At 71.3% G+C, this 19490-nt stretch carries 18 protein-coding genes and 2 tRNA genes; 13 read left to right on the top strand and 7 right to left on the bottom strand.

Annotated elements, in window-relative coordinates; translation table 11 throughout:
- Positions 1 to 25: 25 nt before the first annotated feature.
- Together tig and JSY14_RS09830 are read right to left on the bottom strand one after the other, a co-directional pair.
- Positions 26 to 1630 carry a trigger factor gene (tig, locus tag JSY14_RS09835; RefSeq protein WP_259558722.1) on the bottom strand — a complete coding sequence of 535 codons (1605 nt, stop codon included), beginning with the start codon at positions 1628 to 1630 and terminating at the stop codon, positions 26 to 28.
- A 159-nt stretch (positions 1631 to 1789) separates the two neighbouring features.
- Positions 1790 to 1863: transfer RNA gene (locus JSY14_RS09830), tRNA-Pro, on the bottom strand.
- Positions 1864 to 2065: 202 nt separating this feature from the next.
- On the opposite strand from JSY14_RS09830, the gene JSY14_RS09825 reads away from it, so the two are divergent.
- Positions 2066 to 2136, top strand: a tRNA-Gly gene (locus JSY14_RS09825).
- A gap of 172 nt (positions 2137 to 2308) precedes the next feature.
- Here JSY14_RS09825 and JSY14_RS09820 read toward each other — a convergent pair.
- Positions 2309 to 3916: a DUF1846 domain-containing protein gene (locus tag JSY14_RS09820; protein WP_259558721.1), complete on the bottom strand. Its 1608-nt coding sequence runs from the start codon at positions 3914 to 3916 to the stop codon at positions 2309 to 2311.
- A 93-nt stretch (positions 3917 to 4009) separates the two neighbouring features.
- On the opposite strand from JSY14_RS09820, the gene JSY14_RS09815 reads away from it, so the two are divergent.
- The gene (locus JSY14_RS09815) at positions 4010 to 5047 is read left to right on the top strand and encodes a DNA-3-methyladenine glycosylase family protein (protein ID WP_259558720.1); all 1038 of its coding nucleotides are present in this window, start codon (positions 4010 to 4012) and stop codon (positions 5045 to 5047) included.
- A gap of 97 nt (positions 5048 to 5144) precedes the next feature.
- Here JSY14_RS09815 and JSY14_RS09810 read toward each other — a convergent pair whose 3' ends face one another.
- Together JSY14_RS09810 and JSY14_RS09805 are read right to left on the bottom strand one after the other, a co-directional pair.
- Entirely contained in the window at positions 5145 to 6410 is a 1266-nt protein-coding gene (locus tag JSY14_RS09810; protein WP_259558718.1) for an MFS transporter, read from the bottom strand.
- Positions 6411 to 6451: 41 nt separating this feature from the next.
- On the bottom strand, positions 6452 to 7120 hold the full coding sequence (locus JSY14_RS09805; protein WP_259558716.1) for an SRPBCC domain-containing protein: 669 nt from the start codon (positions 7118 to 7120) through the stop codon (positions 6452 to 6454).
- Positions 7121 to 7391: 271 nt separating this feature from the next.
- Here JSY14_RS09805 and JSY14_RS09800 point away from each other — a divergent pair, with 271 nt between their 5' ends.
- From JSY14_RS09800 to JSY14_RS09765, 8 genes are all read left to right on the top strand, one after another.
- Entirely contained in the window at positions 7392 to 8039 is a 648-nt protein-coding gene (locus JSY14_RS09800; protein ID WP_432803657.1) for an HAD family hydrolase, read from the top strand.
- Positions 8036 to 10567: a glycoside hydrolase family 65 protein gene (locus JSY14_RS09795; RefSeq protein WP_259558714.1), complete on the top strand. Its 2532-nt coding sequence runs from the start codon at positions 8036 to 8038 to the stop codon at positions 10565 to 10567. The genes JSY14_RS09800 and JSY14_RS09795 overlap by 4 nt, the downstream gene beginning before the upstream one ends.
- 38 nt (positions 10568 to 10605) lie before the next feature.
- Positions 10606 to 11712: a YihY/virulence factor BrkB family protein gene (locus tag JSY14_RS09790; RefSeq protein WP_259558713.1), complete on the top strand. Its 1107-nt coding sequence runs from the start codon at positions 10606 to 10608 to the stop codon at positions 11710 to 11712.
- Positions 11709 to 12275: a peptide deformylase gene (gene def / locus JSY14_RS09785; RefSeq protein WP_259558703.1), complete on the top strand. Its 567-nt coding sequence runs from the start codon at positions 11709 to 11711 to the stop codon at positions 12273 to 12275. Before JSY14_RS09790 ends, def begins: the two co-directional genes overlap by 4 nt.
- A gap of 92 nt (positions 12276 to 12367) precedes the next feature.
- Positions 12368 to 12799: a Rieske (2Fe-2S) protein gene (locus JSY14_RS09780; protein WP_259558701.1), complete on the top strand. Its 432-nt coding sequence runs from the start codon at positions 12368 to 12370 to the stop codon at positions 12797 to 12799.
- Between the two features lie 50 nt (positions 12800 to 12849).
- Positions 12850 to 13662 (top strand): tRNA (guanosine(46)-N7)-methyltransferase TrmB, encoded by an 813-nt coding sequence (gene trmB / locus JSY14_RS09775; protein ID WP_259558700.1) that lies wholly within the window; start codon positions 12850 to 12852, stop codon positions 13660 to 13662.
- On the top strand, positions 13662 to 14702 hold the full coding sequence (locus JSY14_RS09770; RefSeq protein WP_259558698.1) for an LCP family protein: 1041 nt from the start codon (positions 13662 to 13664) through the stop codon (positions 14700 to 14702). Before trmB ends, JSY14_RS09770 begins: the two co-directional genes overlap by 1 nt.
- 121 nt (positions 14703 to 14823) lie before the next feature.
- Positions 14824 to 15189, top strand: a complete 366-nt coding sequence (locus JSY14_RS09765; RefSeq protein ID WP_259558696.1) for a DUF4235 domain-containing protein — start codon at positions 14824 to 14826, stop codon at positions 15187 to 15189.
- A gap of 111 nt (positions 15190 to 15300) precedes the next feature.
- Here JSY14_RS09765 and phoU read toward each other — a convergent pair whose 3' ends face one another.
- Positions 15301 to 15978 (bottom strand): phosphate signaling complex protein PhoU, encoded by a 678-nt coding sequence (phoU, locus tag JSY14_RS09760; RefSeq protein ID WP_259558694.1) that lies wholly within the window; start codon positions 15976 to 15978, stop codon positions 15301 to 15303.
- Positions 15979 to 16211: 233 nt separating this feature from the next.
- Between phoU and JSY14_RS09755 the strand changes: the two genes are divergently transcribed.
- Both JSY14_RS09755 and JSY14_RS09750 read left to right on the top strand, forming a co-directional pair.
- On the top strand, positions 16212 to 17411 hold the full coding sequence (locus tag JSY14_RS09755) for a sensor histidine kinase (RefSeq protein WP_259558692.1): 1200 nt from the start codon (positions 16212 to 16214) through the stop codon (positions 17409 to 17411).
- A gap of 3 nt (positions 17412 to 17414) precedes the next feature.
- Positions 17415 to 18107 (top strand): response regulator transcription factor, encoded by a 693-nt coding sequence (locus JSY14_RS09750; protein ID WP_259558690.1) that lies wholly within the window; start codon positions 17415 to 17417, stop codon positions 18105 to 18107.
- Positions 18108 to 18241: 134 nt separating this feature from the next.
- Here JSY14_RS09750 and JSY14_RS09745 read toward each other — a convergent pair whose 3' ends face one another.
- Complete coding sequence (locus JSY14_RS09745; RefSeq protein WP_259558688.1) at positions 18242 to 18727, bottom strand: hypothetical protein; 486 nt, start codon at positions 18725 to 18727, stop codon at positions 18242 to 18244.
- Between the two features lie 210 nt (positions 18728 to 18937).
- Between JSY14_RS09745 and JSY14_RS09740 the strand changes: the two genes are divergently transcribed.
- On the top strand, positions 18938 to 19420 hold the full coding sequence (locus JSY14_RS09740) for a CarD family transcriptional regulator (protein ID WP_259558686.1): 483 nt from the start codon (positions 18938 to 18940) through the stop codon (positions 19418 to 19420).
- The last annotated feature ends 70 nt before the right edge of the window (positions 19421 to 19490 follow it).

The raw sequence follows: 19490 nt of genomic DNA, 5'->3' as shown, positions 1-19490 counted from the left end.
CCCGTTCGTCGCGGTCGGGAGAGGATCAGGCCTTGTCGGCCTCCCCCTCGGCGGCGTCCGCCGGCGCGGACTTCTTGGCCGTCGCGGCCTTGGTCGTCGAGGACTTCGTGGCCGAGGTGCGGCGGGTGGTCGTCTTCTTCGCCGGCTTCTCCTCATCGGACTCCGACGATGCCGCCTCGTCACTCGTGTCCGCCGCCGCGGCCTTCTTCGCGGTCGAGGACGTGGAGGTGGAGGACGTGGACGACGCCTTCTTCGCGGCGGGTGCCTTCTTCGCGGGAGCCTTCTTCGCCGCCGGCTTCTTCTCCTCGGCCTTCTCCTCGTCGACCTTCTCCCCGGACTCCTCGCCCTCGGCGGTCTCGCCGGAGGTCAGGCCCAGGTCGAGGACGGTGCCGTCGGTGTTCTTCACGGTGACGTCCGCGAGGGCGACCTCGAGGGCCTTGGAGCGCTGCGCCTCACCGATGATCTGCTCGATCTGGCCGGACTGCGCGAGCATCTGGAAGAACTGGTTCGGCTCGATGCCGTACTGCGCGGAGAGCGCCTGCATGTAGGACATGAGGTCGGCCTGCTCCAGGTTCACCTCACGCGACTCGAGGATCGCGTCAAGCAGGAACTGCGCGCGGATCGCCTTCTCGGTGTCCTCGCGGATCTCCTCGCCGTGGGGGTCGCCCTCGGGCTTGCCCTCGTTCTGCAGGTGGGCGGCGATCTCCTCGTCCACCAGGCCCTGCGGCACCGGGATCTCCAGCTCCTCCAGCAGCTTCTCCAGCAACGCGTTGCGGGCCAGGACCACGCGGTTGCCCTGGGCGTCACGCTCGGCCTGCTGCGCCAGATCGGCCTTCAGCTCGTCGATGGTGTCGAACTCGGAGGCGAGCTCGGCGAACTCGTCGTCGGCCTCCGGCAGCTCGCGCTCCTTCACGGACTTCGCGGTGACGGTGATCTGCGCCTCCTCGCCGGCGCGGTCGCCACCGGCCAGCGGCGCGGTGAAGGTGGTGGTCTCGTCGGCGGACAGGCCGGTGAGGGCCTCGTCGAGACCGTCGAGCATGTTGCCCTCGCCGATGCGGTAGGAGACGCCCTCGACGGTCTCGATCTCCTCACCGTCGATGGTCGCGCTCATGTCGAGGGAGACGAAGTCGCCGTCCTTCGCCGGGCGGTCCACACCCTTGAGGGTGCCGAAGCGCTCACGCAGCTGATCGAGACGCACCTGCACGGCGTCGTCGTCGACCACCGGCTCCTCGATCTCCAGCTCCAGGGAAGCGAAGTCCGGCAGCTCGATCTCCGGGCGCACGTCCTGCCCGACGGTGAACACCAGGTTGCCGGTGTCCGTGCCGTCGAGGCCGGGGACCTCGGTGATCTCGACCTCGGGCCGACCCACGGGCTTGAGCTCCGCCTCTGCGGCGGCCTGCGAGTAGAAATCCGGGAGCGCGTCGTTGACGGCCTCCTGGATGATCGCGGGTCGGCCGAAACGCTGCTCCACCAGGCGGGTGGGCACATGGCCCTTGCGGAAGCCGGGCAGCTGCACCTCGGAGGCGATCTTCTTGGTCGCCTTCTCGATGGCGGGCTTGAGCTCCTCGAACGGGACCTCGACGGTGAGCTTGGTCCGGGTGGGGCTGAGCTTCTCGGGGGTGGTCTTCACGGGCGGATCTCCCTGGATGGTGGACACGGGTCGATATCGGGCGGTCGGCACTCGGCCGCGTGGGCGGGCTGCCCCCGCAGTCCGGCGCCGCCGGACGCTGGGGGCACCGACGCGGACGCAGGACCGGGCCGGGCCGGGGCGTTGCCGCCCCCAGCTGCGTCGGGATGACAGGATTTGAACCTGCGACGTCCCGCTCCCAAAGCGGGTGCTCTACCAAGCTGAGCTACACCCCGGAGGGCAACCCCACCGAGCTTACCCGTTCACCCCGCGGCACCTCATCCCGGGGTGAGGCCTGTGACACGTCGCACCGGGCATCTCGGCGGCAGGCGGATGCTTCGAGGGGGTCGATCTGGTTCAATGGGGGCGCTCGTCGACAGCCCCGGGATGCCGACGGCACCGACCCTCGTGGCGACGCACATCGTCGCCGCAGGTCACGCGGATGTAGCTCAATGGTAGAGCCCTAGTCTTCCAAACTAGCGACGCGGGTTCGATTCCCGTCATCCGCTCTCTGTGACCAGCTGAAACGCTGGCATGCCCGAGCTCCCGCCACAGTCCGGACAGCGGCAGCAGGTCGTCGTGGCCGTACTGCTCGGCGTGGCACTCCGCAACGCCTCTTCTCGGCCGCCCCCGCGGAGCCTTTCAGCCTCTCGCCTCGTCTGCGGTGCTCCGCCGCTCCCCTCAGCGCTTGCGGTACAGCGCCTTCTTCTGGAACCGCGGCTCCGTGGTCACGAGGATCCCGAGGCTGCGGAAGATCCCCTCGTCGACCGATCCGAGGATGGTGGTGACGTGGGCGTCGCATCCGCTGAGCTGCCCCAGCGCATCGAGCGCTCGGCGGGCCCGCTCATCGGTCGCCGCGGACACCGACAGCGCGATGAGCACCTCGTCGGTGTGCAGCCGTGGGTTCAGCGATCCCAGGTGGACGGTCTTCAGGGTCTGGATCGGTTCGATCGCCTCGGGCGCGAGCAGCTTCGCCGCCGGATCGATACCTGCGAGGTGCTTCAGCGCGTTCAGCAGCATCGCGGCGGAGCAGCCCAGCAGCGGGCTGGTCTTGCCACTGATCAGTGTGCCGTCGGCCAGGGCGATCGCCGCGCCGGGTTCCCCGGTGAGCTCCTGCACGGCGAGCGCCTCCCCCACCACGGGTCGGTCGGAACTGCTCAAGCCCAGGCGGGACATGATCAGCGCGATCCGCTCGGAGACGGAGTCATCGTCCCCGGTGACGGCCTCGGCGGTGGTGGCTTTGTAGTAGCGGCGGATGATCTCCTGCTCGGAGGCGCGCCGGCACACCTCGTCGTCGACGATCGCGTACCCGGCCATGTTCACGCCCATCTCGGTGGGCGAGGCGTACGGGGAGGCGCCGGTGAGCTTCTCCAGCAGGGCCGACAGCAGCGGGAACACCTCGACGTCGCGGTTGTAGCTGGTGACGCGTTCGCCGTGCGCGGCCAGGTGGAACGGGTCGATGAGGTTGATGTCCTCGAGGTCGGCGGTCGCGGCCTCATAGGCGACGTTCACCGGATGCTCCAACGGCAGGTTCCAGATCGGGAAGGTCTCGAACTTCGCGTACCCGGAGGGGATGCCCCGCTGGTGGTCGTGGTACACCTGCGACAGGCAGGTGGCGAGCTTGCCGGAGCCGGGTCCGGGGGCGGTGACGACGACGAGGTCGCGGGTGGTCGCGGAGTGCTCGTTGAGGCCGAACCCCTGCTCGGAGACGATCCGGGCGGTGTCGTGGGGGTAACCGGGGATCACCCGGTGCCGCGCCACCGTCATCCCGAGGCGTTCGAGGCGCTGCAGGAAGGCGAGCGCCCGATGGTTGGAGTCCTCCAGCTGCGTGCACACCACGTGCTGCACGAGGAACCCGCGCTCGTGGAAGACGTCGATCAACCGCAGCACGTCATCCTCGTAGGTGATGCCGAGGTCGGCCCGGACCTTGTTGCGCTCGAGGTCCTTGGCGTTGAAGCAGACGAGGATCTCGGTCTCGTCCTTGAGCGCCTCGAGCATCGCGATCTTGTTGTCCGGGGTGAAGCCGGGCAGAACGCGCGAGGCGTGGTAGTCGTCGAAGAGCTTCCCGCCCATCTCCAGGTAGAGGCGACCGCCGATGCGCCGACGTCGCTCGTGGATGTGCTCCGACTGCAGGGCGATGTACTTCTCGCGGTCGAAACCGACGGGGCGGGTGGCCGCAGCCGACCGCTCGACGGGAGTCCTCTCGTCGGGAGTCCGAGCTGAGGATGCCTGAGCGTCGGTGGGGTCGGAGGAGCGCGGATCGGTGGGGGCGGGATGCTGGTCGGCCACGTCGTGACGCTAGCAGGAGGGCGCACCCGGTCGAGGTCCGACGCGCGGCCGGCATCGACCACCCCGTCCAGTGAGCTCGGGTTCACTGGCCCCATGTCCCCTGCCGATCCGCCACCGCACGCGACGCCGAAAGCTGCTCCCGTACCCGACGCCGTGCCGGTGCCCCCACCGGCATCTCATGCCGCACCCATCGAGAGCGTGGCGCTCGCGGTGCACGAACCGTTCGACGGGGCGGGGCTCGCCACCTGGTTCGCGGCCCGCGCCGTCCCCGGTGTGGAGGCGGTCATCGGCGGCGCATGGACCCGTGCGGTGGCTCTGCGCCACGGAGCCGCCGTGCTCCACGCCGACCTCACGGCGCCGCGACGCCCCGGCCGTCTCGACGTCCGGCTCGGCCTGGAGGATCCCCGCGATCGGGAGGAGGCTGTGGCGCTCACCCGTCACCTGCTGGACCTGGATGCGGAACCGCAGACGGTCGACGCGCACCTGGCACGGACGATCCCGGCGCTCGCCGGGTCGGTCGCCGACCGTCCCGGGGTGCGGGTGCCCGGCACACCGAGCCTGGTGGAGGCGCTGCTGTGGGCGATCGTCGGGCAGCAGATCACGGTGGCTCACACGCTGGACCAGATGACCCGCGCCACGGACGCGGTCGCGGCCCCGCTCCCCCCGCGGTTGCAGCGGGACGGGGTCACGCGCCTGCCCGCCGACCCGGTCGCCGCGGCGACGGCGCCCGAATGGTACCGGGGGCCGGAGGCACGACGCCGGGCGCTGCGGGCCCTCGCGCAGGCGGCCCCCGAGATCACCGAGGCTGCCGCCGCGACGCGCCGCGCCCTGGCGGGCCCCGCCCCCGCCTCGGGCTCCGACGCCGTCGCCCGTCTGCGCACCCGCCTGCTGGCCCTGCCGGGCGTCGGCCCGTGGACGGCCGACTACGCCCTGATCCGGGGCCTGCGCTGCTCCGACCTGGTGCCCGCCGGGGATGTGGCCCTGCTCGCCGGGGCCCGCCGGCTGGGTCTTCTGGGCCCCGAGGATCCGCTCACTGCGCTGCTCCCGGCGCTGGCTCCGGCCGCGCCGTGGCGCACCCACGCGGTGATGCACCTGTGGCATGCGGCTCCGGTCAGGCCTGGGCGGCGGTGAACGAGACGTGCGTCGTGGCCGTGTGACGACCACCGGATGACGACAGCCCGTCCGACGACCGGCCGGGGTGCAGCGTCATCGTCTGGCAGGGCCCCGCTCAGAACCTCTCGCCCAGGTGGAGCCGCGGCAGGATCCGCGCGAGCCACGCCGCCCCGCCGAGGGCGAGCAGCCCGATCACGCCGGAGGCCGCGGCAAGGGGAGCCACGGCGGTGATGCCCGCGACCAGTCCCGGTCCGAGCAGTCGGCCCACGCCGTTGAGGGTGTTCCACCAGGTGAGGTACCGGGTGCGGTCCCGCTCGGGGCTGACGTCGAGACCGAGGGTCATCATGATCCCGGAGCCCAGCCCGTTGCCGATGGCGAGGATCGCGCCGCACACCAGCAGCGCGGTCACCGCGGCCGTGCTGGTCTGCGGGGGCGCGAGCAGGGACCACAGCGCGAGCAGTGCGAACCCGGCACCGAGCAGACCGGTGCACGGCACGGCGACGGCGGCGCGGCCGAACCGGTCCATGAGGATCCCGGCGGGGATGAACAGCAGGATCTCCAGCACGGCGAGCACACCGATGATCAGGGCGATGGTCGGGGCATCCAGACCCCAGGCGGCAGCGACGAGCGGCACCACCACAGGCCGGGCGAACCGGGCGATGATCAGCGGGGTCAGGCCCACCTGCACCAGCAGCATCCGTCGGGCGACCAGGCCGTCGAGTCCGCGCGCGGCGGCGCTGCGCGGCGCGGGGCGGGCGCGCCGCGGGTCGCGTGCAGGTGGGGCCGAGCGCCCCGGCCTCTCCTGCGGCAGCAGGAACATGGCGACCATCAGGCTCGCGAGGGCGCTCATGGTGGCGGCCACCCCGAACACGGCCCGCTCCCCCAGCCAGGCCATCACCGCTGCGCCCACCAGCGGGCCCAGCACCTGTCCCACCCGGAGCATCCCGCCGAAAGTGGTCATCCCGCGGGCGCGGAACTGCGGCGGCAGGGCGCTGCCCAGGTGGCTCTGGCGCCCGAGGGCCCATACCTGGCCGCAGGCGGCGATCAGCACCAGCAGCGCGACCAGGGCCCATCGGTGGCGGGCCTGCGGCGTCCCGGCCAGCCCCTCCCCGACCACGAGCAGCGCGAGGGAGTTGCCGAGGGCGAGGAGGATGCCGGTGCTGAGGATCGCGCGCCGCGCCCCGATACGCTGCAGCAGCGCCCCGGCGGGGATCGGGCCGATCAGTGAGGCGATGCCGAAGATTCCGGTGAGCGCCGCCGCGGCCGGCACGGAGAATCCCAGCTGCAGCGCGAGCACCGGGACCACCGGTATCAACGCGGACTCGCCGGTCGTCTCCAGGGCGGTGGGGGCGTAGATGGAGGGGATGAGAGGGCGCAGCACGCGCCCCGCGGTGGAGCGTTCCCCCGATGGCGCCGGTCCCGTCACGAGGCGGGGACCGCTGCGGTCTCCCCGCCGTAGGCGCGGGTGGTCTCGGCCTCGGCGCGGCGCGCCGCCGTCTCATCGGTTCCGGCGGCGATCGAGGCTGCGGCCCAGCGGATCGACCAGGCGCGCACGTACTCGCGACCCTCCTCGCTCACCAGCCAGGCGGGCCCCGGCACCGGGACCAGCGCCTGGCAGGTGGTGCGCCAGCCCTCGGTGCGGGCGGCGAGACCCAGCAGCGCGAGGTCCCAGCCGACGGCGGTGGCGCCGGGGCCGAAGCGGTCGAAGACCTCCTGCGCCATCGTCACCTCATGCACCAACCGCAGCTCGGTGGTGCCGTCGTCCTCGGGGTCCAGGAAGAGTTCCAGGGGATCGGCCTGCCCGGCGTACTCCCAGGTCAGGCTGAGGCGGTGGGGTTCCTCGACCCGCAGGATCCGCCCGGAAGCCCCGCCCAGCGCGGTGAACGCACCGCCCTCGCGCAGATCGCCCTGCACGGGCCCGTACCAGGTGGCGAGTTCGGCGGGGTCGGTCAGCAGCGGCCACACCCGCGCGGCGGGCACCGCCAGGTTCGTCCGCAGGGTCGTCCGCACATGCAGGCGGTCGTCCTCGGGCATGAGGTCCACGGTCCGGGTGACGGCGTCGATGGCAGGGGCCGTCGCGGTCTCGGGCATAGAGGCTCCGGCGGGGAAAGGGTGGGGGCGGACGAGCGAAGACTACGCGCCGGAGGCGGGGGTGGTCCACAGCGATCGGCGGGAAGCGGACGACCCGGTGTGACCGTCGGAGCCTGCCAGTAGGGTGGCGGCCGTGAATTCCGACGCGACCGCCCCCGTGCCCTCCGACACGCCCGGCGACACGACCCCCCAGCGCGGGGGGTCGCCCGCCGCGTTCCTCGCCCACCTGTTCGACCTCGACGGTGTCATCACCCCCACCGCGGTGATCCACATGCGCGCCTGGGCGCGCATGTTCGACGAGTTCCTCACCTCCCGTGGGGTCAGTGAGCCGTACACCGACGCCGACTACTACTCGCATGTCGACGGCCGCCCCCGGTACGACGGCGTGCGGGAGATGCTCGCCTCCCGCGGCATCGAGCTGCCGGAGGGCGGCGATGACGACCCCGCCGACCAGCCCGCCGGGGAGGAGACCGTGCGCGGTCTGGGCAACCGCAAGAACGACCTGGTCCTCACGATGATCGAGGAGGAGGGGGTGCAGGCCTACCCCGGCACCCTCGCCTACCTCGACACGCTGCCCTCCGATGCCCGCCTGGCGATCGTCTCGAGCTCCCGCAACGCCCAGCAGGTGCTGCGAGGCGCCGGGATCCTGGAGCGTTTCGTGGAGATCGTCGACGGGAACGTCGCCGCCGCACAGGACCTCCCCGGCAAGCCCGCCCCCGACACCTTCCTGCACGCGGCCCGCCTGCTGGGTGTGGACCCGCAGGATGCCGTGGTCTACGAGGACGCCGTCTCCGGGGTGCGCGCCGGGGCCGCCGGCGGGTTCGGCGCCGTGGTCGGCGTGAACCGGGGCGCGGGCCGGGAGGCGCTGCGCGGGGCCGGGGCCACCCTCGTCGTCGACGACCTGGAGGAGCTCGCGTGAGCCGCCTGCGCGGCGTGGCGCACGACCCCGTCGACCGGGCGCATCTGCCGGCCGACGAGTGGCGCCTGGTGGAGGCCCGCCCCGGCATGGACCTGGGCCACGTGGAGACGCTGTTCGCCACCGCCAACGGGTATCTCGGCATGCGCGGCACCCCGGAGGAGGGCCGCGATGTCTCCGCCCACGGCACCTTCATCAACGGGTTCCACGAGACCTGGACCATCAACCACGCCGAGAGCGCCTTCGGGTTCGCGAAGGTGGGACAGACGATCGTGAACGTCCCGGACTCCACGATCATGAAGCTGTATGTGGACGACGAGCCGCTGCTGTTGTCGGTCGCGGACCTCGAGGACTATGAGCGCAGCCTCGACATGCGCGACGGGGTGGTGCGTCGCTCGCTGGTGTGGCGCACCCCCGCCGGGAAGCGGGTGCGGGTGCGGTCCGAGCGCATGGTGTCGTTCACCGAGCGGCATCTGGCGCTGATGAGCCTCGAGGTGACGATGCTCGAGGGGGACGCCCCGGTGATCGTCAGTTCGCAGATCCTCAACCGGCAGGACGTCGCCGACGACGTCGGCGCGGGCGGGCACGGCACCCTCACCGACAAGGACGATCCGCGCCGCACCACCGCGTTCTCCCATCGGGTGCTTGAGCCGCAGGACCAGTGGCGCGGGGAGGACCGAATGCTGCTGGGGTTCCGCACCGCGCAGAGCCGCATGACCCTCGCCGTCGGCGCCGAGCACCACGCCCACGGTGACGTGGAGATCGACGACGAGATCACCACGCAGGAGGACCAGGCCCACCACGTGTTCCGCATGCGGATGACCGAGGGCAGCACCGTGCGGATCGAGAAGGCCGTCGCGTACCACACCTCCCGCTCGGTGCATCACCGTGAGCTGTTCGACCGCTGCCACCGCACCCTGGACCGGGTGCGGGAGGACGGCCACGACCACTACCGGCAGGCGCAGCACGACTACCTCACCGACTTCTGGCGCCGCACCGACGTCGTCGTCGCGGGCCACACCGGGCGCCAGCAGGCCATCCGCTGGAACCTGTTCCAGCTGGCGCAGGCCGCCGCCCGCTCCGACGGATGGGGGGTGCCCGCGAAGGGCCTCACCGGTTCCGGGTACGAGGGCCACTACTTCTGGGACACCGACGTGTACGTGGTCCCGTTCCTGGCCTTCACCTCCCCCACCTGGGCCCGCAATGTGCTGCGGTTCCGCTCCATGCTGCTGCCGAAGGCGCGGGAGCGGGCCCGGGAGCTCGCCCAGCGCGGAGCACTGTTCCCCTGGCGCACCATCAACGGCGAGGAGGCCTCCGCCTACTACGCCGCCGGCACCGCCCAGTACCACATCGACGCCGACGTCGCGTACGCCTTCGCCACCTACGCGGATGTGACCGGGGACGTCGGTTTCCACGACCGCCACGGGGTGCGGGTGCTGGTGGAGACCGCCCGCATGTGGGCCGACCTCGGGTTCTGGCGGCACAACGCCGAGAGCGCCTTCCACATCCACGGGGTCACCGGCCCGGACGAATACACCACCGTGGTGAACAACAACCTGTTCACCAACGTGATGGCGAAGTACAACCTGGAACGTGCCGCCGAGGCCCTGCTGGACCTGCGCACCCGCGATGAGGACACCTTCAGCGCCCTGGTCTCGGAACTGGAGATCACCCCGGACGAGCCGCGTGAATGGCGGCGCTGCGCCGCCGGGATGTTCCTGCCGCGGGACGAGTCCTTCGGCATCCACCAGCAGGACGACCGCTTCCTCGACCGGGAGGTGTGGGACCTCTCCCGCACCCCCGATGAGGCCTTCCCTCTGCTGTTGAACTTCCACCCGCTGGTGATCTACCGCTTCCAGGTGCTCAAGCAGGCCGACGTGGTGCTGGCCCTGTTCCTGCGGGGCGCGGAGTTCACCGCCGAGGAGAAGCGCGCCGACTTCGAGTACTACGACCCGATCACCACGGGCGATTCGTCGCTCTCGGCGGTGGTGCAGTCGATCATGGCGGCGGAGGTCGGCTACCAGGACGCCGCCCTGGACTATTTCCGGGCGGGGCTCTATGTCGACCTCGCGGACCTCCACCACAACACCGCCGATGGGGTGCACATCGCCTCCGCTGGCGGCGTGTGGAACGCGCTGGTGCACGGCTTCGGCGGCATGCGCCACGAACGCGGCCGCATCACCTTCGATCCGCGTCTGCCTGCCGACTGGCCCTCCCTCACCTTCCCGCTGAGCGTGCGGGGCTCGCGGTTCCGCGTGCACCTGGTGCGCGACGCGATCCGCTTCACCCTCGAGGACGGCCCGGACCTGGAGGTCGAGGTGCGCGGGGAGAGTGTGCGGATCACCGCCGAGGGCGCCGTGGTGCAGCTGGCCGACCAGGGTCCCGTGCTCGACGGCCACGACCTCATCAGCCCCGTCGGGGTGGGGAACGCCCGCGATGACGGCTCCCTGCTCTCCAGCGCGGTACCGGAGAACCCGGACTCCCCGTGGGACATGGCGGCGGCCGACGCGTTCGAGGGCACCCAACCCTGAACCGGGTGCGGGACGCCCGGGCGCGGTACCGTGCTCAGGTGCACCCGACCCGCGCCCTCGCCTCCCCGCGCCTGTCGGTCTGGCACGTACTGCGACGCGTGCAGATCCGTCTGCTCGACATCCAGGTGTGGGACGTCGCGGGCACCATGACCTTCTACACCCTGCTGTCGGTGTTCCCGGCGGCGGTGGCGCTGGTCTCGACGGTGTCCCTGATGGGGCTGGAGGACACGGCGGTCGCGGCGATCACCGGCCTCGCCACGGAGATCTTCCCGACCCTCGACGGTCGCCTGCTGACACGGGCCCTGCTCGCCCTGGGCGGCACTCGCGGCGGGGTGCTGGGCCTGCTGCTGGGCACCCTGGGGGCGGTGCTGTCGGCCTCCAACGGGGTTGCCGCGTTCCACCGCGCCATGCACCGGGTGTACGACACCCGGGAGGGCCGTCCGTTCCTCTGGTTCCGGCTGATCGTGTTCGGCGAGACCCTGGTCATCATCGCCACCTCCCTGCTGGTGGTGGCGATCCTGGTGCTGGGCAGCGAGGCCTCCCAGCGCCTGGGCGACCTGGTGGGGGTGCCGCGGGCCGCGTTCGTCACCTGGAACCTGGTGAAGTGGCCGCTGCTGCTGGCGATCCTCACCATCGGGGTGTCGCTGGCCTACTACCTGTTCCCGAACGTGCAGCTGCCGCGATACCGGATCATGACCCTCGGTTCGGTGCTGTCGGTGCTCACTCTGTTCCTCGCCGCCCTGGCGCTGGGGCGGCTCCTGTCGTGGGCCACCCGTTTCGGGGAGCTCATCACCTCCCTCAACGGGCTCATCGGCATCCTGGTGCTGATCTGGCTCGCGAACATCGTGATCGTGACAGGTGCCGCCCTGGATGCCGAGTTCCTGAGGGCGCGGCAGATCGCCCAGGGCCGCGAGGCGTGGGCGCACATCGACCTGCCCCCGCAGTCCTCCCACGCCCTGGACTTCCTGCGCCGCGACGCCGAGCAGGTGGAGGAGCTGTCCCGCGACGTGGTGGAGTCGGTGCGCACCGGTGAGCCCCTGGTGCGGCCTCGTTCCCCGTGGGTGGTCGACGCCCGCAGCCCGTTCGCCGTCAATCCCCCGGCGGGCCGTCCCGGCCCCGCCGCCCGACCCGAGAAGGACGCATGACCGTTCTGCCCATCACCGTCATCGGCCACCCGGTGCTCGAGAAGCGCGCCAAACGCGTCAAGCACGTCACCGACGACCTGCGGACCCTGGTGGCCGACATGTTCGAGACCAACGACGCCGCCGACGGGGCCGGTCTCGCCGCCCCGCAGGTCGGCCGCTCCCTGCGGCTGTTCGTCGTCTCCTGCCCGGACGTCCACGGGGTCGATCACCGCACCGAGGTCATCAACCCGGTGCTGGAGCGTTTCGGGCCGCTGGAGATGGACGAGGAGTATGTCGAGGGCTGCCTCTCCGTGCCGGGTCTCGGCCGGCCGACCGCGCGATTCCGCGGCGCCCGGGTGCGGGGCACCGACCTCGAGGGCCGGGAGATCGTGCTCGAGGACGAGGGCGGGATCCTGGCGCGCGCACTGCAGCACGAGACCGATCACCTCGAGGGCTCGCTGTACCTCGCACGGCTGGCGCCGATGCCGCGCCGGGAGATCCTCGATGAGGCCTCCGCCCGGGGCTGGCGCCGCCGCGGCATCACGACCTGGGATCCGACCGTGCAGGCGGCCGACGAGGTCTGACGGTCAGGGGGCGCGGACGGGGTGTGATCCCCGGCGCTCCCCGGCGCCGCCGTTCTCGCCACCCATGGATCCCCACGCCTATCCTGGGCCGCATGGAACGACCCTGCCTGTCCCGTCGGCACGCCCTCGGCGCTCTCTCCCTCGGAGTGACCGGAGCCGGGGCGCTGAGCGCCTGCGGCCCCGAGGATGAGGGGTTCAAGCAGGCCGATTCCGTCGTCGCCAGCGATGGTGCGGTGCCGCTGGACAGCATCCCCGAGAACGCCACCACCCTGGTGAGCTTCGGCGCGCAGCAGCCCTTCGTCCTGGTGGTCCGCGGCAGCGGGGACGACCTGCGCGGACTGTCGGGGTACTGCACGCACAACGGCTGTGCGCTGACGGTCGCCGGGAAGGAACTCGACTGCCCCTGTCACGGGTCCCGCTTCGACGCCACCACCGGGGACGTGCTCTCCCCGCCGGCGCCGAGCCCGCTGCCGGAGGTCCCCCTCACCGTCGAGGGCGGCATGGTGCGGAAGGCCGAGTCCTGACCTCCGCACCCGTCCCGCACGGCCTCCCCGGGGAGCACCCGGACGGTGCCGTGTCCGCCCCGCCCTCGGACGGCCCCCGCCCGCCACGGCAGGTGGTCTCCTTCGTGCGTCGCGGCTCTCGTCTGACCCGTTCCCGGCAGGACGCCTGGGACCGCCTGGCCGCGCAGTATGTGCTGGACGTGCCCCGCGGGGTCCGGGACACCCTGCCTGCCCCCGAGGTGAGGCTCGACCCCCTCGAGGTGTTCGGACGGCAGGCCCCGCTGGTGGTGGAGATCGGCAGCGGCCAGGGGGAGAACATCGCCGCAGCCGCCGCCCGCGACCCCGGCCGCGACCACCTGGCCTTCGAGGTGTACCTGCCCGGTGTCGCCGAGACCCTGGACCGGCTGGACCGCGCCGGGGCCCCGCGCAACGTCCGACTGCTGCCTCTGGATGCCCTGCATGCGATCGCGCAGTTACTGCCTCCGGGGTCCGTGACGGAGGTGTGGATCAACTTCCCCGATCCGTGGCACAAGTCGCGGCATCACAAACGCCGCCTGGTCAACCCGCCGCTGCTGGACGCCCTCGGGGAGGTCCTGGCGCTCGGTGCGGTGCTGCGCCTGGCCACCGACTGGGCCGAGTACGCCGCCCACATGCGGCAGGTGCTCGACGCCGACGACCGCCTGGAGTCGCTGCACCCGGAGGGCCCGCGGCCGCACGGCGAGACCACCGACCCCGTCCCCGCGGACATGCCGGCCCTCGGCTGGGCGCCGCGTTTCGACGGTCGGGTGCGCACGAGTTTCGAGCGGAAGGCACAGGACGCCGGCCGTCTCGTCTGGGACCTCGCCTATGCGTGGCGGGGCGGGGACCACCGGAGGGAGGGGTGATGAGCGAACAGATCGATCTGCCCGGGTGGGAGGACGACGACCGACCGCGACGCCGGCGGCGCCGTCGTCGCGGCCCCATCCTCATCGTCCTCGGCCTGGTCGCCCTGCTGGTGCTCGGCGCCGGCGGCTGGGCCGGCTGGTATGCCCTGCAGCTCAAGGGCGACTACGACAAGCGCACCACCGTGTCTCTGGCACGGTCGGCCTCCGACGGTGCTCGGCCCCAGGTCCCTGCCGGCAGCGGCACCAACTACCTGCTGCTCGGCTCCGACAGGCGCGACCCCGAAGAGGCGCGGCTCTCCGGCGTGGTCGGACAACGCTCTGACGTGATGATGCTGGTGCACGTCAGCGACGACAAGGAGGACGTCTACGTCCTGTCCTTCCCGCGTGACCTGTGGGTCGACATCCCGGGGCACGGCAAGGAGCGCATCAACGCCGCCCTGGCCTTCGGCGGGGTCCCGCTGACCGTCACCACCGTCGAGAACTACGTGGGCGTGCCGATCGACCACGTGGCGATGATCGACTTCCAGGGCATCCAGGGTCTGGTCGACACCCTGGGCGGCGTGGACGTGGAAGTGCCGCAGACCTTCGAGGCCGACGGGAAGTCCTACACCGAGGGCGTGCAGCACATGGACGGGGAGACCGCCCTGGTCTTCGTGCGCCAGCGCAAGCAGTTCGCCGACGGTGACTTCCAGCGCAACCGCAATCAGCAGGCGCTGCTGCGGGGCATCACCCAGGAGATCCTCGCCCGCGACACCCTCTCCTCCCCCACCAAGGTCGCGGAGATGGTCGGTGTCATCACGCCGTTCCTCACCACCGACGATGCCCTGACCGCCGGACGGATGGTGCAGCTCGGCTGGGGTCTGCGGGAGGTCCGCGGGGAGAACATCCACTATCTCTCCGTGCCGCACGGCGGGCCGTTCATGACCTCCGGCGGCGCCAGCGTGGTGGCCACCGACGAGCAGAACATGAATGTGCTGCGCACCGCCCTGCGCGAGGACGACATGGGAACCTATTACTCGAACAACGCCGGGAAGTGGTGACGTCCCGGGGCACGCCCGGAACCACGACCCTCAGGCCCCCGACACTCGCCGATCGGCCGGATGGCACCCCGCACGACTCCACTCTGCACGACCGCACCCCGCACGACCTCCAGGAGGAACCATGGCCAACCCGCTCGTGAAGCTCGCCGTGACCGGCGCCGGGATCGCCGCCACCGTGCTCAGCAACAAGGCTCTGAAGGCCGGCTGGGCCGCGGTGTTCGACGAGGAGGCGCCGACCGCGAAGACCAGGCGCACCTCCGCGAAGGACACCGCGAAGGCTCGTAAGCAGGCGAAGAAGGAGGGGAAGTCGAAGGAGGAGATCGCCGCGATCAGCGACCCGTCCGACGACACCGCCCCCTGGAAGATCCTGCTGTGGACGGTCCTCACCGGAGTCGTCGTGCAGGGGATGAAGCTCGCCGCCCAGCAGGGCACGAAACAGGGCGTGCAGCGCCTGACCTCGCGTCGTCCCCGCCCCAACCGGGGCTGAGCGACGCGTCCGCGGACGAGGACGGGCCCCTGCCGGGATCGGCAGGGGCCCGTCCATCATCGGGTCGGTACCCGTCGTGCGAGCGGGCGCCCGTCGCGGGGCCGCCGCGGGTCAGGACTCCGGGACGTCCGTCACCAGGCTGTGCGGGTCGAGGGAGTCACCGGTCACCAGGAAGCCGACGCGGCGCACCAGGGACACGGCGTGATCGCCCAGCCGCTCGTAGAAGCGGGCCACCAGGGTGAGATCCATCGCCTGCTGGGCGGTCACGGCAACCTCCTCGCGGCTGATGGCCTTGTAGATCCCCTGCATGGTCTCGTCGATCTCCGTATCGCGCTTGGCCACCTCTGCGGCGAGGGCGAGGTCACGGCCCTCGATGACCGCGGCGGCGTCACGGATCGAGGAGACCGTGAGCGAGGCGATGGACTCGAGCTGGCTGCGGAACTCCTCCGGGAACGCCAGGGACGGGTGGCTGCGGCGGGCGACCATCGCGATGTGCTCGCCGAGGTCGCCCATGCGCTCCAGGGTGGAGCTCATGCGCAGCGCGGAGACGAGCAGACGCAGGTCGGTGGCCACCGGGGCCTGGCGGGCCAGCAGCTCCACGATCTTCTCGTCGAGCTGGGCCTGGATCTCGTCGATGTGGACGTCCGCCGCGATGACCTTCTCTGCCAGACCGAGGTCCAGCTCGAGCAGAGCGGTCGAGGCGTCCTGGACGGCGTCCGCGACGAGACGGGCCATCTCCAGCAGGTCGTCGCGGGTGTGGAGGAGATCGTTCTGGAACGCTTCGCGCATGGTGCTTTCTCTTCGCTCTCGGATCGGAGGGGGATCGGGCGGTGGGCTCGCGGGTCCGGCACCCGGAACCGGCCGGGCGGTCCGGGGCACATGGCACCGGGGGCCCTCGACGGCGTCAGTCTCACAACTGATGATGAACACGACGCAGGCGGCGGGTGAACGACATATGACCGGGAGGCGGCGAGGCCGTCTCCTCGGACGTAGGAGGCCCGAGGACAGCCTAGGCTGATGCGGTGCCCTCCGTCGCCCTTCTTCTGCTGTTCGCCGCTCTGGCCGGCGTCGTGGTGGGTGCGGTCGCCATGGCCGCCGTGCGACGCACACCCCGCACGGCCCCGTCGGAGGCCACCGGTGAGGAACCGCCGGTGCCGGAGGCCGCGGCCGAGGTGCTGTCGATCCTCTCCTCGGCCTATGTCGTGCTCGATGCCTCCGGTGACGTGCTGCGTGCCTCCCCCCTCGCCTACTCCTATGGCATCGTGCGCGCGCAGGACGGGGACTACCCGCGCCTGGCGAACGCCACACTGGTGGAGCTCGCCACCGACGTCGGCCGGGACGGCGGGTTCCGTGACGAGCGACTGACGCTGCGCCGCTCCCCCCACGCCGACGCCGACACCGTCCTGAACGTCCGCATGGGGGCGCTCGGCACCCGCGGGGTGCTGCTGCTGGCCGACGACCTGACCCGCGCGGTGCGGGTGGAGGAGACCCGGCGGGATTTCGTCGCGAACGTCTCCCACGAACTGAAGACCCCCGTCGGAGCGATCACTCTGCTGGCCGAGACGATGGAGGACGCCGCCGACGACCCCGATGCCGTGCGCCGCTTCGCCGAGCGCATGCAGACGGAGAGCCGCCGTCTGGGCCACCTGGTGCAGGAGATCATCGAACTGTCGCGGGTGCAGGGCACCAGTGCCCTGCCCGATGCCCTGCCCGTCGACATCGACGAGGTGGTGCAGGAGGCGGTGGCGCTGAACCGCAACTTCGCCCTCGGGTCCCGCATCGACGTGGCCGTCGGCGGAACCCCCGGGCTGCAGGTGTACGGTTCCGCCTCCATGCTGACCACCGCCATCTCGAACCTCATCTCCAATGCCATCGCCTACTCCGAACCGGAGACCAAGGTGGGGATCGCCGTGCGGCGCGACGGCGGGATGGTCGAGATCACCGTGAAGGACCAGGGCATCGGCATCAGCCGGGAGAACCTGGAGCGCGTCTTCGAACGATTCTTCCGCGTGGATCGCGCCCGTTCCCGCACCACCGGCGGATCGGGGCTGGGACTCGCCATCGTCAAGCACATCGCGACGGACCATGGCGGCGAGGTGACAGCATGGTCCAAGGAGGGCGCCGGATCCACCTTCACCCTGCGTCTGCCGGAGATGGGCCGCGCCGATGCCGTCACCGTGGGCGGCCAGCCGACCGCGGACACCGACCACGAGGAGGACTGACCCATGGCCCGGATCCTGATCGTCGAGGACGAGGAGTCCTTCTCCGATCCACTGTCGTACACCCTGCGCAAGGAGGGGTATGAGGTGGCCGTGGCCGCCACCGGCACGGAGGGCCTGCGGATCTTCTCGACCCACGGGGCCGACCTGGTGCTGTTGGACCTCATGCTGCCGGGGATGAGCGGCACCGAGGTGTGTCGGGAGATCCGTCGCACCTCCGGCGTCCCGGTCATCATGCTCACCGCGAAGGATGACGAGTTCGACAAGGTGCTGGGGCTGGAGCTCGGCGCCGACGACTACGTCACCAAGCCGTACTCCTCCCGGGAACTGCTGGCGCGCATCAAGGCGGTGCTGCGCCGGGGTCAAGACGCCGGTGGCACCACCGAGGAGACGACCCTGTCCGCCGCGGGGATCACCATGGATGTCGAACGGCACGTGGTGACGGTGCGCGGCGAGGAGGTCTCGCTCCCGCTCAAGGAGTTCGAGCTGCTGGAACTGCTGCTGCGCAACGTGGATCGGGTGCTCACCCGCGGTCAGCTCATCGACCGCGTGTGGGGCGCCAACTACGTGGGTGACACCAAGACCCTCGACGTCCATGTGAAGCGTCTGCGGGGGAAGATCGAGGAGGACCCGCGCAACCCGGTGCACCTGGTGACGGTGCGGGGCCTGGGGTACAAGTTCGAGTCCGCCGGACAGTGAGCGCCTGAGACCTCTGTCGCCAGGCCCCCGGCTCCGCCCTGATCGCCCCTGGCCCGGAGCGCCTGCGGAGACGGTGACGCCCGCCGACCCTGAGGTCGGCGGGCGTCACGTGTCAGAGGGGTCGCGGCGGCGGATCACTGACCGCCGTCGGACGCCGACTTGTAGTACTCGAGGGTCTGGTCGAGCACCGGCAGGGACATGGTGGTCTCCTGATCTCCGGCGCGCACGCGAAGCTCCATCATCGCGCCGGCCGGGACCGCCAGGTTCGACACCGGCACCTGCTCGGCGCCCTCGCCGGAGCCGAGACGGACCGTCCCGCCGGCGGGGACCGTCACGGTGTGGCTGAAGGCGTCGCTGCCGTCGGCCAGACCGGTCAGCTCCACGGAGGCGTCCTCGGAGGAGTCGTTCACCAGGGTGGTGGAGAACTGCCCGGCGCCGGATTCATCGACGACGACGACCGCGTTGCGCACCCCGACGGGGCCGAGCTGCTCGTTCGTGCCGTCGGCCGCCTGATAGAACTCGTGCGTCTGCACCGGGTTGAGGTAGCTGCACCCGGTCCCCGCCAGGGCGAGACTGAGGGCGGCAGCCGCGAGAGCGAGTCGGCGACGACGCTGAGGCATGACCGGAGCACTCCTAGATGAGGGGTCGCGCACGAGGGCGCGGGACAACGCATGGCGAGTCTAGCCCACCCGGGGTGCGCTTCCGTCCGCCGGTGAGGCGCCCCGTCCGACGGTCGGGCTCGCCCGACGACGCAGGACCACCGCGCAGGGGCGCGAACTTTAGCACGGCCCTGCGGTGATAGACTCGAAGCCGCGAAAGGGGCCTGTCACATGAATTTCTCCGTCGGCGAGACCGTCGTCTACCCGCACCACGGGGCGGCACTGATCGAAGAGGTCAAGACCCGCACCATCAAGGGTGAGGAGCGGACGTACCTCAAGCTGAAGGTGGCGCAGGGCGACCTCACCATCGAGGTCCCGGCCGACAACGTCGACCTGGTCGGCGTGCGGGACGTCGTCGACAAGGAGGGCCTCGATGAGGTCTTCGACGTGCTCCGCCAGCCGTACACCGAGGAGCCGACGAACTGGTCCCGCCGCTACAAGGCGAACGTCGAGAAGCTCGCCTCCGGGGACGTGAAGAAGGTCGCCGAGGTCGTGCGCGACCTGTGGCGCCGTGACCAGGATCGCGGCCTCTCCGCCGGGGAGAAGCGCATGCTCGCCAAGGCCCGCCAGATCCTCGTCTCCGAGCTCGCCCTGGCCGAGAAGACCGACGAGACCAACGCCGAGGCCATCCTCGACGAGGTCCTCGCCTCCTGACCGCGGCCGATTGACTCCCCGGCCCGACCTCCGACCCCGTGAGAGCCTCGGCGCCTCGCATCTCGCAGCC

It is taken from the genome of Brachybacterium sillae (assembly GCF_025028335.1).
GTDB classification, from domain to species: Bacteria; Actinomycetota; Actinomycetes; order Actinomycetales; family Dermabacteraceae; genus Brachybacterium; species Brachybacterium sillae.
Note: the sequence above shows the minus strand (reverse complement) of the source record. Positions and strands in the feature narration are given on the sequence as shown.